Genomic DNA, 14469 nt, shown 5'->3' with positions numbered 1-14469 from the left:
TGTTCAGTGCCCTGCTTCACCGGCTCAATAGATTCTGTAGCGTCGGCACATCCCGCGCAGGGCGAAGCTGACCCACGGCCAGAGCAAGGCACTGACCAGCGCCGGCAAGACCAACGCCAGGGTCGGCTGGCGGTTGCCGGTCAGAGCACTCAGCCACAGTTGCGCCAATTGTGCGAGGCCGAAGATCACCAGGATCACCAGGCACTGCTGCCACATCGGGAACATGCGCAGACGCTGCTGCAACGACAATACCAGGAAGGTAATCAGGGTCAGGATCAGCGCGTTCTGCCCAAGCAGGTCGCCCTGCAGGACATCTTCGGCCAGCCCCAGACAGAACGCGGTGACCATGCCGACCGTGTGCGGCATGTACAGCGCCCAAAAGGTCACGAGCAAGGCCAGCCACAGCGGGCGGAGGATTTCCATGAAGATCGGCAACGGTGAAACGCTGAGCAGGATGCCGACGAAGAAGGTCAGCCAGATCATCCAGCCGTTTGCGGATTTTTTCGCGCCGACCATTATTCTCGTCCCCCGGTAGTCGCTGGCGGTTTCGCCGGTGGTTTGCTGGCGGCCGGTGGCTTGGCCGCGGCCGGCGCAGCAGCGGGCGGTTTGCTCGCGGCGGGCTTGGCTGGCGTGGCGGCAGGCGCTGCGGCTTCGGCGGCCGGCGCGGCGGTAGCAGTGGAAGGCGTGGCAGGCATGATCAACGGTTTCGGCACGCTGGCCGGCAACATCGGGCCGCCACCGTGGGCGTCGAGCTGTTCCTGGGCCTGGGCGGCGTCATTGGCGCGTTCCTCGGCGGTGCGGCTGTCACTGAACACCAGCAGCAGGTAACGGCTGCGGTTCAGGGCGGCGGTCGGCACGGCGCGGACAATGGCAAACGGTTGGCCGGAATCGTGGATGACTTCCTTGACCGTGGCCACCGGATAACCGGCCGGGAAACGCTGGCCGAGACCGGAACTGACCAGCAGATCACCTTCCTTGATGTCCGCCGTGTCGGCGACATGACGCAACTCCAGGCGCTCCGGGTTACCGGTGCCACTGGCAATCGCGCGCAGACCGTTGCGGTTCACCTGCACCGGAATGCTGTGGGTGGTGTCGGTCAGCAGCAGGACACGCGAGGTGTAAGGCATCAATTCAACCACCTGGCCCATCAGCCCGCGGGCATCGAGCACCGGCTGGCCGAGCACCACGCCGTCGCGCTCGCCTTTGTTGATGATGATGCGATGGGTGAAGGGGTTGGGGTCCATGCCGATCAACTCGGCCACTTCGACCTTTTCGTTGACCAGTGCCGAGGAATTGAGCAACTCGCGCAGACGAACGTTCTGCTCGGTCAGGGCCGCGAGCTTTTGCATGCGTCCCTGCAACAGCAGGTTTTCGGTCTTGAGTTTTTCGTTTTCGGCGACGAGCTCGGTGCGGCTGCCGAACTGGCTGGCGACCCCTTCCCACAAGCGGCCGGGCAGGTCAGTGATCCAGTAGGCGTCCATGAGCACCAGCGACGCTTGTTTGCGCGCGGGCTTGAGCAGGTCGAAACGCGCATCGACCACCATCAGCGCGACCGCGAGCACGGCCAGCACCAACAGGCGCACGCCCAACGAAGGGCCTTTGGTGAAAAGCGGTTTAATAAGCCGCTCCTCCCAGGCAAATGTTCTGTTTATTCATACGGCATCAAACCGGCCTGGATGAAGACTGACAGAAGATAAACGCCAACAGGCAGCACTGCAAAGTGCTGCCTGTGCGCTCACCCACGTATTGCATTCGAAGCATCAAATGGTGTGAAAGCGTAGCGAGCGACGGCAAGACAAGGCAAAAACAGGCGAGGAAGCGGAGTTTACGGGTTGTAAATGAGCATTCCGAGCCTGTTTTTAACGCAGTATTGCGCGCGTAAAGCCGAAGGCTCCCAGCCCTGAGTAGCTTTCACGCCGTTTGATTATTCGCTCGAAAGCAGGTCCATGGTGTGCTTATCCATCATTTCCAGCGCACGGCCACCGCCGCGAGCAACGCAAGTCAACGGATCTTCGGCAACGATCACTGGCAGACCGGTTTCCTGGGCCAGCAACTTGTCGAGGTCACGCAGCAGCGCGCCACCACCGGTCAGCACCAGGCCACGCTCGGCGATGTCGGAAGCCAGTTCAGGCGGCGATTGCTCCAGAGCGCTTTTCACGGCCTGAACGATGGTCGCCAGCGACTCTTGCAGAGCCTCGAGCACTTCGTTGGAGTTCAGGGTGAATGCGCGTGGAACGCCTTCGGCCAGGTTGCGACCGCGAACATCGACTTCGCGCACTTCGCCGCCCGGGTAGGCGGTACCGATTTCCTGCTTGATGCGCTCGGCGGTGGATTCACCGATCAGGCTGCCGTAGTTGCGGCGCACGTAGGTGATGATCGCTTCGTCGAAACGGTCGCCGCCGACACGGACGGATTCGGCGTAAACCACACCGTTGAGGGAGATCAGGGCGATTTCGGTAGTACCACCACCGATGTCCACGACCATCGAGCCGCGCGCTTCTTCAACCGGCAGACCGGCACCGATCGCAGCGGCCATCGGCTCTTCGATCAGGAACACTTCACGGGCACCGGCGCCAAGGGCCGACTCACGGATGGCACGACGCTCAACCTGGGTGGACTTGCATGGAACGCAGATCAGCACGCGAGGGCTGGGCTGCAGGAAACTGTTTTCGTGAACCTTGTTGATAAAGTACTGCAGCATCTTTTCGCAGACGCTGAAGTCGGCGATCACGCCATCCTTCATCGGACGAATGGCAGCAATGTTGCCCGGCGTACGGCCGAGCATGCGCTTGGCCTCGGTGCCGACAGCGACGACACTTTTCTGGTTACCGTGTGTCCGAATGGCCACAACCGATGGCTCATTCAGGACGATACCGCGCTCGCGCACGTAAATAAGGGTGTTGGCAGTGCCCAGGTCAATGGAAAGATCGCTGGAAAACATGCCACGCAGTTTCTTGAACATGGGAAAGGGACCCTAGGCAACGCGTGGGTAAAAAAGTGCGGCAAACTCTAACAACGACAGGGATTTTGGGCAAGGCGCCAATATGTTAAATTGGCCGCTTTTCTGTGCACCAAGCCCCACAATCGCGGCCTTATGACCGTAGAAGTGCGGTAGTGTTCCGACAATCTAACACACGGACGCCGTCCGTTCTGTTTTCCACTGGAGAATCCCGATGGCGCTAGAACGCTCCGACGTGGAAAAAATCGCGCACCTGGCCTGCCTTGGCCTCAACGATGCCGATCTTCCGCACATTACTTCCGCCCTCAACAGCATTCTCGGGCTGGTCGACGAAATGCAGGCCGTTGATACCGACGGTATCGAGCCGCTGGCCCACCCCCTGGAAGCCAGTCAGCGCCTGCGCGCCGACGTGGTGACCGAGACGAATAATCGCGAGGCCTACCAGTCCATCGCACCAGCGGTCGAAAACGGCCTGTATCTGGTTCCGAAAGTCATCGACTAAAGGGAAAGAGCCTGCAATGCATCAAATGACTCTGGCCGAGATCGCCCGCGGTCTCGCCGATAAAAAGTTTTCCTCCGAAGAGCTGACCAAAGTCCTGCTGGCGCGTATTACCCAGCTCGACCCGCAGCTCAACAGTTTCATCAGCCTCACCGAGGATCTGGCCATCGAGCAGGCGAAAGCCGCCGATGCACGCCGGGCCAATGGTGAGAGCGGCGCCCTGCTCGGCGCGCCGATCGCCCACAAGGACCTGTTCTGCACCCTGGGCATCCGCACCAGCTGCGGCTCGAAGATGCTCGACAACTTCAAGGCGCCCTACGACGCCACCGTGGTCGCGAAACTGGCCGCTGCCGGCGCCGTGACCCTGGGCAAGACCAACATGGACGAGTTCGCCATGGGTTCGGCCAACGAGTCGAGCTGGTACGGCGCGGTGAAAAACCCGTGGAACCTGGAACACGTACCGGGCGGTTCGTCCGGTGGTTCGGCGGCGGCGGTTGCTGCTCGTCTGTTGCCGGCGGCCACCGCAACCGACACCGGCGGCTCGATCCGTCAGCCGGCGGCGTTCACCAACCTCACCGGTCTGAAGCCGACCTACGGTCGCGTTTCGCGCTGGGGCATGATCGCCTACGCGTCCAGCCTCGATCAGGGCGGTCCGTTGGCGCGCACGGCCGAAGACTGCGCGATCCTGCTGCAAGGCATGGCCGGCTTCGATCCGAACGACTCCACCAGCATCGATGAGCCGGTGCCGGATTACTCCGCCAGCCTCGGTGATTCGCTGCAAGGCCTGCGCATCGGCGTGCCGAAGGAATACTTCAGCGCCGGTCTCGACCCGCGCATCGCCGAGCTGATCCAGAACAGCATCCAGCAGTTGCAGAAGCTCGGTGCGGTGATCAAGGAAATCAGCCTGCCGAACATGCAGCACGCGATTCCCGCGTACTACGTGATCGCCCCGGCAGAAGCCTCCTCCAACCTGTCGCGTTTCGACGGCGTGCGTTTCGGCCACCGCTGCGAAAACCCGGAAAACCTCATCGACCTGTACAAGCGCTCCCGTGGCGAAGGCTTCGGCGCGGAAGTACAGCGCCGGATCATGGTCGGTGCTTATGCGCTGTCCGCCGGTTACTACGACGCCTACTACCTGAAAGCGCAGAAGATCCGTCGTCTGGTGAAAAACGATTTCATGGCTGCCTTCAATGAAGTCGACATCATCCTCGGCCCGACCACACCGAACCCGGCGTGGAAACTCGGCGCGAAGAACAGCGACCCGGTCGCTGCCTATCTGGAAGACGTCTACACCATCACCGCCAACCTCGCCGGCCTGCCGGGCCTGTCGATGCCGGCCGGTTTTGTCGACGGTCTGCCGGTGGGCGTGCAGTTGCTCGCGCCGTATTTCCAGGAAGGCCGCCTGTTGAACGTTGCCCACCAGTATCAGCTCAACACTGACTGGCACACCCGCACCCCAACCGGCTTCTGAGGAGACACACATGCAATGGGAAGTCGTGATCGGGCTGGAGATTCACACTCAGCTCACCACCCGGTCGAAAATCTTTTCCGGTAGTTCCACCACCTTCGGTTCCGAGCCGAACACCCAGGCCAGCCTGATCGACCTGGGCATGCCCGGCGTGCTGCCGGTGCTCAACCAGGAAGCGGTGCGCATGGCGGTGATGTTCGGTCTGGCGATTGACGCCGAGATCGGCCAGCACAACGTGTTCGCCCGTAAGAACTACTTCTATCCGGACCTGCCGAAGGGCTACCAGATCAGCCAGATGGAATTGCCGATCGTCGGCAAGGGCCACCTGGACATCGCCCTGGAAGACGGCACGGTCAAACGCGTCGGCATCACCCGTGCGCATCTGGAAGAAGACGCCGGCAAGAGCCTGCACGAAGAGTTCAACGGCGCCACCGGCATCGACCTCAACCGTGCCGGCACGCCGCTGCTGGAAATCGTCTCCGAGCCGGACATGCGCAGCGCCAAGGAAGCCGTGGCTTACGTCAAGGCGATCCACGCGCTGGTGCGTTACCTGGGCATCTGCGACGGCAACATGGCCGAAGGCTCGCTGCGTTGCGACTGCAACGTCTCGGTGCGCCCGAAAGGCCAGGTCGAATTCGGCACCCGCTGCGAGATCAAGAACGTCAACTCGTTCCGCTTCATCGAGAAGGCGATCAACTCCGAAATCCAGCGCCAGATCGAACTGATCGAAGACGGCGGCAAAGTGATTCAGCAGACTCGCCTGTACGATCCGAACAAGGACGAGACCCGTCCGATGCGTTCGAAAGAGGAAGCCAACGACTACCGTTACTTCCCCGATCCGGACTTGCTGCCGGTGGTCATCGAAGAGTCGTTCCTCGGTGAAGTGCGTGCGACCCTGCCGGAACTGCCACCGCAAAAACGCGAGCGCTTCCAGAGCCAGTTCGGTCTGTCGGCTTACGACGCCAACGTGCTGGCCACCAGCCGTGAGCAGGCGGACTACTTCGAAAAAGTCGCGGCCATCGGTGGCGACGCGAAACTGGCGGCGAACTGGGTGATGGTCGAGTTGGGCAGCCTGCTCAACAAGCAGGGCCTGGACATCGAGGATTCGCCAGTCTCCGCCGAGCAACTGGGCGGCATGCTCCAGCGCATCAAGGACAACACCATCTCCGGCAAGATCGCCAAGGTGGTGTTCGAAGCGATGGCCAATGGCGAAGGCAGTGCTGACGAGATCATCGAAAAGCGCGGCCTCAAGCAGGTCACCGACACTGGCGCAATCTCCGCCGTGCTCGACGAAATGCTCGCAGCCAACGCCGAACAGGTCGAACAGTACCGCGCGGCAGACGAAGCCAAACGCGGCAAGATGTTCGGCTTCTTCGTCGGCCAGGCCATGAAAGCCTCCAAAGGCAAGGCCAACCCGCAGCAGGTGAACGAACTGCTGAAAAGCAAGCTCGAAGGCTGACCACAATGGAGCCAGCCGCAGTCATGACTGGCTCCGATCCCTGTGGGAGCGAGCCTGCTCGCGAAGGCGCCCTGACATCCAACATGGATGTTGAATGAAATGGCCTCTTCGCGAGCAGGCTCGCTCCCACATTTGTATCCGGGAAACCTTGAATGAAGCGTCTGTTTTTGAGCAGCGCCCTGCTCTCCCTGCTGGCCGGTTGCGCCAGTACTGACACCATCGACCCGCACGGTTACGACCAGACCGGCGTCGCCTCCTATTACGGAGCCAGACACCACGGCAAACGCACCGCCAGCGGCGAAGCGTTCAACCAGCATTCCCTGACCGCCGCCCACCGCCAGTTGCCGTTCGGCACGCGGGTGAAGGTCACCAACCTGAAAAACGATGAATCGGTCGTGGTCCGTATCAATGACCGTGGGCCGCACACCCGTGGCCGGCTGATTGATCTGTCGCGCGAGGCTGCCGACGAAATCGGCATGCTGCGCAGCGGCACCGCACGGGTCCGCGTACAGGCCCTCGACTGATGGAGCGCCGACCATTTTCGGACTAGCCGATCTGCCGCTGATCAACGTCATCGAATTGCTCAGCGGCCTGGTTCTTTTGATCATCGGCGCCGAGCTGATGGTGCGCGCTGCCGTGCGTCTGGCCGAGCGCCTGCATGTGCGCCCGCTGATCATCGGCCTGACCATCGTCGCCCTCGGCAGCAGCGCGCCGCAAATGACTGTCAGCCTGCAAGCGGCGCTGACCGACAACCCGGACATTGCCGTCGGCAGCGTGGTCGGCAGTGGCATCTTCAACATTCTGGTGACCCTTGGCCTGTCGGCGCTGATCATCCCGCTGCGCGTATCGCGACAACTGGTGCGACTCGATATCCCGCTGATGATCGGCGCCAGCCTGCTGGTGTTCATCCTTTCCTGGAATAAAGACCTCGGCCGCTTCGATGGCGTCTTGCTGCTCGGGGCTCTGGCGCTGTACCTCGGTTTGCTGTTCCGCCAGTCGCGGCATTCGACCCGACCACACAGCACGAGACCGGAGGACACGCAGCAATCCTGGCTGATCAGTGTGCTGATGATTGTCGCTGGCCTGGCCATGCTGGTGTTCGCCGGCCGCTTGCTGCTCGGCGCCGCCGTGGTCGTGGCCACCGATCTTGGCCTGTCGGAACGGGTCATCGGCCTGACAGTCGTCGCGGTCGGCACCTCGCTGCCGGAACTGGCGACCTCGCTGATCGCCGCCCTGCGCGGGCAGCGCGACATTGCCGTGGGCAACGTGATCGGCGCCAATCTGTTCAACCTGCTCGGCGTGCTCGGGCTGACCGCGCTGCTCGCACCGACGCCACTGTCCGTTTCCCCCAATGCGCTGGATTTCGACCTGCCGGTGATGCTCGGCGTCGCTGCGCTGTGTCTGCCGGTGTTCTATTCCGGCTACCGCGTGACCCGGGCTGAAGGCTTGCTGCTGCTGGGTTTGTATCTGGTCTACGGGCTGCACGTGGTGTCGTTCACCACCGGCATGCCATTGGCCGGCAAACTCGAGCGCTTGATGCTGTTTTATGTCCTGCCGGCGCTGCTGACGTTTCTGCTGTTCACGTCGATCCGCGCCTGGCGTCGCCAACACCACAAGAGAGATGTGCCATGAGCGAGTCGAAGCAGTCCGGGGTTGAAATCCGTCGCCAGGTCATGGGCGATGCCTTCGTTGATCGCGCGCTGGGCAATGCCAGCGAATTTACCCAGCCGTTGCAGGATTTCGTCAATGAACATGCGTGGGGCGGGGTGTGGAATCGCGATGGTCTGTCGCTGAAAACCCGCAGCCTGATCACCCTCGCAGCGCTGACTGCATTGAAGTGCCCGCAGGAGTTGAAGGGCCACGTGCGCGGCGCGCTGAACAATGGCTGCACAGTGGAGGAGATTCGCGAGGCGCTGCTGCATTGCGCGGTGTATGCCGGCGTGCCGGCGGCGATCGATGCGTTTCGCGCGGCGCAGGAAGTGATTGATACCTACCAGAAGCCGCAGTGACCCGCCGCGGCTGAAACAGCTATCGCGAGCAGGCTCACTCCTACAAGGGAAACGCATTCCTAATGTAGGAGTGAGCCTGCTCGCGATTAGGCCATAAGCAACACCGCAGAATCCAGATCAGATCCACCCACCCCACTGCAACACAAAGATCCCGACATTGGTGGTGATCGCCGCCATCAACGTGGTCATCACGATAATCGCCGCTGCCAGCTCATGATTGCCCTGCGCTGCCCGGGCCATGACGAAACTCGCCGCTGCCGTCGGGCTGCCGAAGTAGAGAAACAGAATCCCCAGTTCCGCCCCGCGAAAGCCCCACAGCCATGCCCCCAGTGTCGCCAGCACCGGCAAACCGACCATCTTCACCAGGCTGGAGCTGAGCGCCATCTTGCCGCTCTTGCGCAACGCCGCCAGCGACAGCGTGCCACCGATACAAATCAGCGCCAGCGGCAATGTGGTCTGCGCCAGATACTGGCCAGAGGTTTCCAGCCAGCCCGGCAGTCCGATCTTGAAATAGGCGAACGGCGCCGCGGAAATCACGCTGATGATCAGCGGGTTGCTGAACACGCTTTTGCAGATGCTCCACGGATCGGACTTGATCACCGGGCTGTACACCGCCAGCACGATGGTCGACAGCGTGTTGTAGAACAGGATCACCAGCGCCGCGAGAATCGCCCCGAGGGAGATACCGTAATCGCCGTACATGCTCGCGGCGAGCGCCAGACCGATCACGCCGTTGTTACCGCGAAACGCGCCCTGGGTGTAGATACCGCGATCTTCACGCGGACACTTGAAAATCGCCCAGCCCCAGGCCACGGCGAAACTCACCAACGTGGCGAGAGAAAAATAGATAAGTAGCGACGGTTGCAGAGCGGCGTGCAGGTCAGCGTGGAGGATGCCGAGAAACAGCAGCGCCGGCATGGTCACGTTGAACACCAGCGACGAGGCGGTGTGAATGAAGTTGTCGTTGATCCAGTCGATGCGTTTGAGCAGCACACCGAGAAACAGCATGGCAAACACCGGCGCGGTGATGTTCAGGGTTTCAAGAAAGATTGCCAGCATGCCGGGGAGCCTTGGGTGAGCGTCGATAGGGGGCTAATGATAAGCCAAAAGCTGGAAAAGCCCCTCACCCTAACCCTCTCCCAGAGGGAGAGGGGACTGATCGGGGGATATTCAAGACATTCACCGACCTGAAAACACATCACTGAATCGAGCAGTGCTGGTCAAAGCCATAATCGACTCGATCTTCCAGGTCGATGTACCACGCAAGACAACCCGGTCGGCTCCCTCTCCCAGAGGGAGAGGGGACTGATCGGGGGATATTCAAGACATTCACCGACCTGAAAACACATCACTGAATCGAGCAGTGCTGGTCAAATCCATAATCGACTCGATCTCTCAGGTCGATGTACCACGCAAGACAACCCGGTTGGCCCCCTCTCCCTCCGGGAGAGGGCTGGGGTGAGGGGGGGTTTGATCTTCCCTGCAACGATCAGGTAATCGGCGCCGGGTTGAACAAGGTGATGTCGTTGTGCAGCTTGTGCTTCTCCGCCCAGGTCTGTTGCTTGCCACTGGCCACATCCAGGTAGTAGTGAAACAACTCCCAGCCGAGTTCTTCGATGGTCGCTCGCCCGGTAGCAATGCGGCCGGCATCGATGTCGATCAGGTCCGGCCAGCGCTGCGCCAATTCAGTCCGTGTCGACACCTTGACCACCGGCGCCATGGCCAGCCCGTAAGGCGTGCCGCGCCCCGTAGTGAACACGTGCAGGTTCATCCCCGCCGCCAGTTGCAGCGTACCGCAGACAAAATCACTCGCCGGCGTCGCACAGAAAATCAGGCCCTTGCGCTTGAAACGCTCGCCCGGGCCGAGCACGCCATTGATCGCGCTGCTGCCGGACTTGACGATCGAGCCCAGCGACTTCTCGACAATGTTCGACAACCCGCCCTTCTTGTTGCCTGGCGTGGTGTTGGCACTGCGATCAGCCTCGCCCTTGGCCAGGTAACGGTCGTACCAGTCCATCTCGCGCACCAGCTCTTCGGCGACGGTCTGCGTCTGCGCCCGTGAAGTCAGCAGGTAGATCGCATCGCGCACTTCGGTGACTTCGGAAAACATCACCGTCGCCCCCGCACGCAACAGCAGGTCCGAGGCATAACCCAGTGCCGGGTTGGCGGTGATGCCGGAGAAGGCATCACTGCCGCCGCACTGCATGCCGAGAATCAGCTCGGAGGCCGGCACGGTTTCGCGGCGGCGCTGGTCGAGCTTCTTCAAGCGGACTTCAGCCAGTTGCATGATCTGCTCGATCATTTCGGTGAAACCGTGACTGGAGTCCTGCAAGCGGTACAACCACGGATCGCTGAGATCCACAGACGCATCGTCCTCGTGCATCACCTGCCCGGCCTGCAATTTTTCGCAGCCCAGACTGATCACCAGCGCCTCGCCGCCCAGGTTCGGGTTGCGCGCCAGATTGCGCACGGTACGAATCGGGATATAGGCGTCGGTGGCGGTGATCGCCACGCCGCAGCCATAACTGTGAGTCAGCGCCACCACGTCATCGACGTGCGGGTACTTCGGCAGCAGCTCTTCCTTGATGCGTTTTACCGCGTGATCGAGCACGCCGGTGACGCACTGCACGGTCGTAGTGATACCGAGAATATTGCGTGTGCCGACGGTACCGTCAGCGTTGCGATAACCCTCGAAGGTGAAGCCTTCCAGCGGTGCCTGCGCGGCCGGCACATCGGTGGACAGCGGCAGGCTGTCCAGCGGCGGCGCGGTCGGCATGCGCAGTTGATCTTCCTTGACCCAACTGCCACGACGAATCGGCTGCAACGCATAGCCAATGATCTGCCCGTAACGAATCACCGGGCCGCCTTCGGGAATGTCCTCCAGGGTGACCTTGTGGCTCTGCGGCACGAAATCCACGGTGACCAGGCCATCGGCAAACTCGGTACCGGCCGGTACGCCCTGATCGTTGACCACCACTACCACGTTGTCCCGCTCGTGCAGGCGGATGTAGCGCGGCGAGTCGGAATGTTCAATCAACTGCATGACGCCGCTCCTCAGGAATGCGCTTGAGACAAATTGCCGGTGGCTTCATTACCGCCCTTGGCTGGCGGCTCTTTCAAGACCACACGCTTGATCGGGCCGACGATCACCAGGTAGCTGAACACCGCGACCAGGGCGTTGGCACCGACAAACACCAGCGCCCATTTGAACGAACCGGTGGAGCTGATGATGTAGCCAATCACGATTGGTGTGGTGATCGAAGCGATGTTGCCGAAGGTGTTGAACAGGCCACCGCTCAGACCGGCGATCTGTTTAGGTGAAGTGTCGGAGACCACCGCCCAGCCCAGTGCGCCAACACCTTTGCCGAAGAATGCCAGCGCCATGAAGCCCACGACCATCCATTCCACTTCGACATAGTTGCACGCAACGATGCTGCTCGAAACCAGCAGACCGGCGATGATCGGCGCCTTGCGGGCGAAGGTCAGCGAGTGGCCCTTGCGCAGCAGGTAGTCGGAAATCACCCCGCCAAGCACGCCGCCGATAAAGCCGCAGATGGCCGGCAACGAGGCGATGAAACCGGCCTTGAGAATGGTCATGCCACGCTCTTGCACCAGATACACCGGGAACCAGGTCAGGAAGAAATAGGTGATGCCGTTGATGCAGTACTGGCCCAGATACACACCGAGCATCATGCGATTGGTCAGCAACTGACGGATGTAATCCCACTTCGGACCGTCGGACTTCTTGCCCTTCTGATCCATGTCGACCATGCCGCCGTTGTCAGCGATGTGCTTGAACTCGGCCTCGTTGACGCGTGGGTGCTCGCGCGGGCTGTAGATGACTTTCAGCCACACCAGCGAGAACACGATGCCGAGGATACCCATGACGATGAACACGTGCTCCCAGCCGAAGCTGTAGACGATCCAGCCCATCAGCGGCGCGAACAACACGGTGGCAAAGTACTGCGCCGAGTTGAAGATCGCCGAAGCGGTGCCGCGTTCAGCGGTCGGGAACCACGCGGCGACGATGCGCGCGTTGCCAGGGAACGATGGCGCTTCGGCCAGGCCCACGAGGAAGCGCAGCATGAACAGCGCGACCACTGCCGTGGACATGCCGAATTCACCGACAAAGCCTTGCAGCACGGTGAACAGCGACCAGGTGAAAATGCTCAGGGCATAGACTTTTTTCGAGCCGAAGCGATCGAGCAGCCAGCCACCGGGAATTTGCCCGGCGACGTAGGCCCAACCGAATGCGGAGAAGATGTAGCCGAGGGTAACGGCGTCAATGCCCAGATCCTTTTGCAGGCTGGAGCCGGCAATGGCGATCGTGGCACGGTCGGCGTAGTTGATCGTGGTCACCAGAAACAGCATGAGCAGGATCAAATAGCGGACGTGAGTCGGCTTGGAGGATTGCATGCAGATGTACTCCCACTGATTATTTTTATGCGGGGTGAAGCTTCTTTGGTCTTGCATTTATTCCCTGTAGGAGCTGCCGAAGGCTCGGGCCGCGATCGGACGATCTTTTGATCTTCAAAGCAAAGATCGCAGCCTTCGGCAGCTCCTACAGGGATATTGCTGTATCAGGAGCCGATGTAACTGGTCTTCACGACCGTGTAGAACTCTTGCGCATAGCGGCCTTGCTCGCGGGAGCCGTAGGACGAGCCTTTACGGCCACCGAACGGTACGTGGTAATCCACGCCGGCGGTCGGCAGGTTGACCATCACCATCCCGGCCTGGGAGTGGCGTTTGAAGTGGTTGGCGTACTTCAGCGAGGTGGTCGCGATGCCGGCCGAAAGGCCGAACTCGGTGTCGTTGGCCATCGCCAGCGCGGCTTCGTAATCGGCCACGCGCACAATGTTGGCCACCGGGCCGAAGATCTCTTCGCGGCTGATGCGCATCGACGCTTCACTGTCGGCGAACAGCGTTGGGGCGAGGAAGTAGCCTTCGGTATCGCAGGTCACCACACCACCACCGCTGACCAGCCGTGCACCTTCGGACTGGCCGATATCGATGTACTTCATGTCCTGTTCAAGCTGCGCCTGGGACACCACCGGACCGATGTCAGTGCCGGCTTTCAGGGCGTGACCGACCTTGATCGACTTCATGCGCTCAGCCATGGCTTCGACGAACTTGTCGTGGATACCGGCAGTAACGATCAGACGGCTCGACGCGGTGCAACGCTGGCCGGTGGAGTAGAACGCGCTCTGCACCGACAGCTCGACCGCTTGCTTGAGGTCGGCGTCGTCGAGAATGATCTGCGGGTTCTTGCCACCCATTTCCAGCTGAACCTTGGCCTGGCGCGAAACGCAGTTGACCGCGATCTGCCGGCCAACGCCTACCGAACCGGTGAAGCTGATGCCGTCGACTTTCGGGCTGTTGACCAACGCCTCGCCAACCACGCGACCGCTGCCCATTACCAGGTTGAACACACCGGCCGGGAAGCCCGCGCGGGAGATGATTTCGGCCAGTGCCCAGGCGCAGCCCGGAACCAGATCCGCAGGCTTGAGCACGACGCAGTTGCCGTAGGCCAGGGCCGGGGCGATTTTCCACGCCGGGATGGCGATCGGGAAGTTCCACGGGGTGATCAGACCGACCACGCCCAGCGCTTCGCGAGTGACTTCAACGTTGACGCCCGGGCGTACCGATGGCACGTAATCGCCGGACAGACGCAGGCATTCACCGGCGAAGAACTTGAATATGTTGCCGGCGCGAGTCACTTCACCGATCGCTTCCGGCAGGGTCTTGCCTTCTTCACGGGCCAGTAGGGTGCCGAGCTCTTCGCGACGAGCCAGGATCTCAGTGCCGACTTTATCCAGCGAATCGTGACGGGCCTGGATGCCCGATGTGGAATACGCCGGGAACGCAGCGCGGGCGGCGTCGATGGCGGCGTTGACTTGGGTCAGGTCGGCCTTGGCGTAGTCGCCGATGGTGTCGCTGAGTTCCGACGGGTTGATGTTGGCCGAGTAATCGGCACCGGCGACCCATTCGCCATTGATGTAGTTGTCGTAGCGTTTTGCAGTTGTCACAGGGCAGCCCTCAACTCTAAAAGCCTTCACGCAAAAAGCCGCTGATTGC

General features: G+C 61.3%; 13 protein-coding genes. 6 read left to right on the top strand and 7 right to left on the bottom strand.

The annotated features are described in order from the left end of the window. Positions 1-24 precede the first annotated feature (24 nt). From mreD to mreB, 3 genes are all read right to left on the bottom strand, one after another. Positions 25-516: a rod shape-determining protein MreD gene (mreD, locus tag J2Y90_RS10105; protein WP_042608773.1), complete on the bottom strand. Its 492-nt coding sequence runs from the start codon at positions 514-516 to the stop codon at positions 25-27. Further along, entirely contained in the window at positions 516-1619 is a 1104-nt protein-coding gene (gene mreC, locus J2Y90_RS10100; RefSeq protein ID WP_080902498.1) for a rod shape-determining protein MreC, read from the bottom strand. The genes mreD and mreC overlap by 1 nt, the downstream gene beginning before the upstream one ends. Before the next feature lie 305 nt (positions 1620-1924). Further along, positions 1925-2962 (bottom strand): rod shape-determining protein MreB, encoded by a 1038-nt coding sequence (gene mreB / locus J2Y90_RS10095; protein ID WP_002555108.1) that lies wholly within the window; start codon positions 2960-2962, stop codon positions 1925-1927. Between the two features lie 211 nt (positions 2963-3173). Between mreB and gatC the strand changes: the two genes are divergently transcribed. The 6 genes from gatC (at position 3174) to J2Y90_RS10065 (ending at position 8394) form a co-directional block, all read left to right on the top strand. Next, positions 3174-3461, top strand: a complete 288-nt coding sequence (gene gatC, locus J2Y90_RS10090; RefSeq protein ID WP_024011606.1) for an Asp-tRNA(Asn)/Glu-tRNA(Gln) amidotransferase subunit GatC — start codon at positions 3174-3176, stop codon at positions 3459-3461. A 16-nt stretch (positions 3462-3477) separates the two neighbouring features. After that, positions 3478-4929, top strand: coding sequence for an Asp-tRNA(Asn)/Glu-tRNA(Gln) amidotransferase subunit GatA (gene gatA, locus J2Y90_RS10085; protein WP_041477968.1), 1452 nt, complete (start codon positions 3478-3480; stop codon positions 4927-4929). 10 nt (positions 4930-4939) lie between these two features. After that, positions 4940-6385, top strand: coding sequence for an Asp-tRNA(Asn)/Glu-tRNA(Gln) amidotransferase subunit GatB (gatB, locus tag J2Y90_RS10080; protein ID WP_016771702.1), 1446 nt, complete (start codon positions 4940-4942; stop codon positions 6383-6385). A gap of 152 nt (positions 6386-6537) precedes the next feature. Continuing rightward, complete coding sequence (locus J2Y90_RS10075) at positions 6538-6909, top strand: septal ring lytic transglycosylase RlpA family protein (protein WP_042608775.1); 372 nt, start codon at positions 6538-6540, stop codon at positions 6907-6909. A 97-nt stretch (positions 6910-7006) separates the two neighbouring features. Next, positions 7007-8017 carry a calcium/sodium antiporter gene (locus J2Y90_RS10070; RefSeq protein WP_253505115.1) on the top strand — a complete coding sequence of 337 codons (1011 nt, stop codon included), beginning with the start codon at positions 7007-7009 and terminating at the stop codon, positions 8015-8017. Then, positions 8014-8394, top strand: coding sequence for a carboxymuconolactone decarboxylase family protein (locus tag J2Y90_RS10065; RefSeq protein WP_253499019.1), 381 nt, complete (start codon positions 8014-8016; stop codon positions 8392-8394). Before J2Y90_RS10070 ends, J2Y90_RS10065 begins: the two co-directional genes overlap by 4 nt. 117 nt (positions 8395-8511) lie before the next feature. On the opposite strand, the gene J2Y90_RS10060 is transcribed toward J2Y90_RS10065, so the two are convergent. The 4 genes from J2Y90_RS10060 to J2Y90_RS10045 all read right to left on the bottom strand — a co-directional run bounded on the left by J2Y90_RS10060 (position 8512) and on the right by J2Y90_RS10045 (position 14420). Further along, positions 8512-9453: an AEC family transporter gene (locus tag J2Y90_RS10060; protein WP_122508218.1), complete on the bottom strand. Its 942-nt coding sequence runs from the start codon at positions 9451-9453 to the stop codon at positions 8512-8514. A gap of 430 nt (positions 9454-9883) precedes the next feature. After that, a complete protein-coding gene (garD, locus tag J2Y90_RS10055; protein ID WP_253499016.1) occupies positions 9884-11437 on the bottom strand; it encodes a galactarate dehydratase in 1554 nt (517 codons plus the stop codon). A gap of 11 nt (positions 11438-11448) precedes the next feature. Next, positions 11449-12810, bottom strand: coding sequence for an MFS transporter (locus tag J2Y90_RS10050; RefSeq protein WP_051600602.1), 1362 nt, complete (start codon positions 12808-12810; stop codon positions 11449-11451). 164 nt (positions 12811-12974) lie between these two features. Further along, positions 12975-14420, bottom strand: coding sequence for an aldehyde dehydrogenase family protein (locus tag J2Y90_RS10045; protein WP_016771707.1), 1446 nt, complete (start codon positions 14418-14420; stop codon positions 12975-12977). Positions 14421-14469 lie beyond the last annotated feature (49 nt).

Origin of the sequence: Pseudomonas koreensis (assembly GCF_024169245.1) — a bacterium.
Lineage (GTDB): Bacteria > Pseudomonadota > Gammaproteobacteria > Pseudomonadales > Pseudomonadaceae > Aquipseudomonas > Aquipseudomonas koreensis_F.
This window is presented reverse-complemented; position numbering and strand designations above follow the sequence as displayed.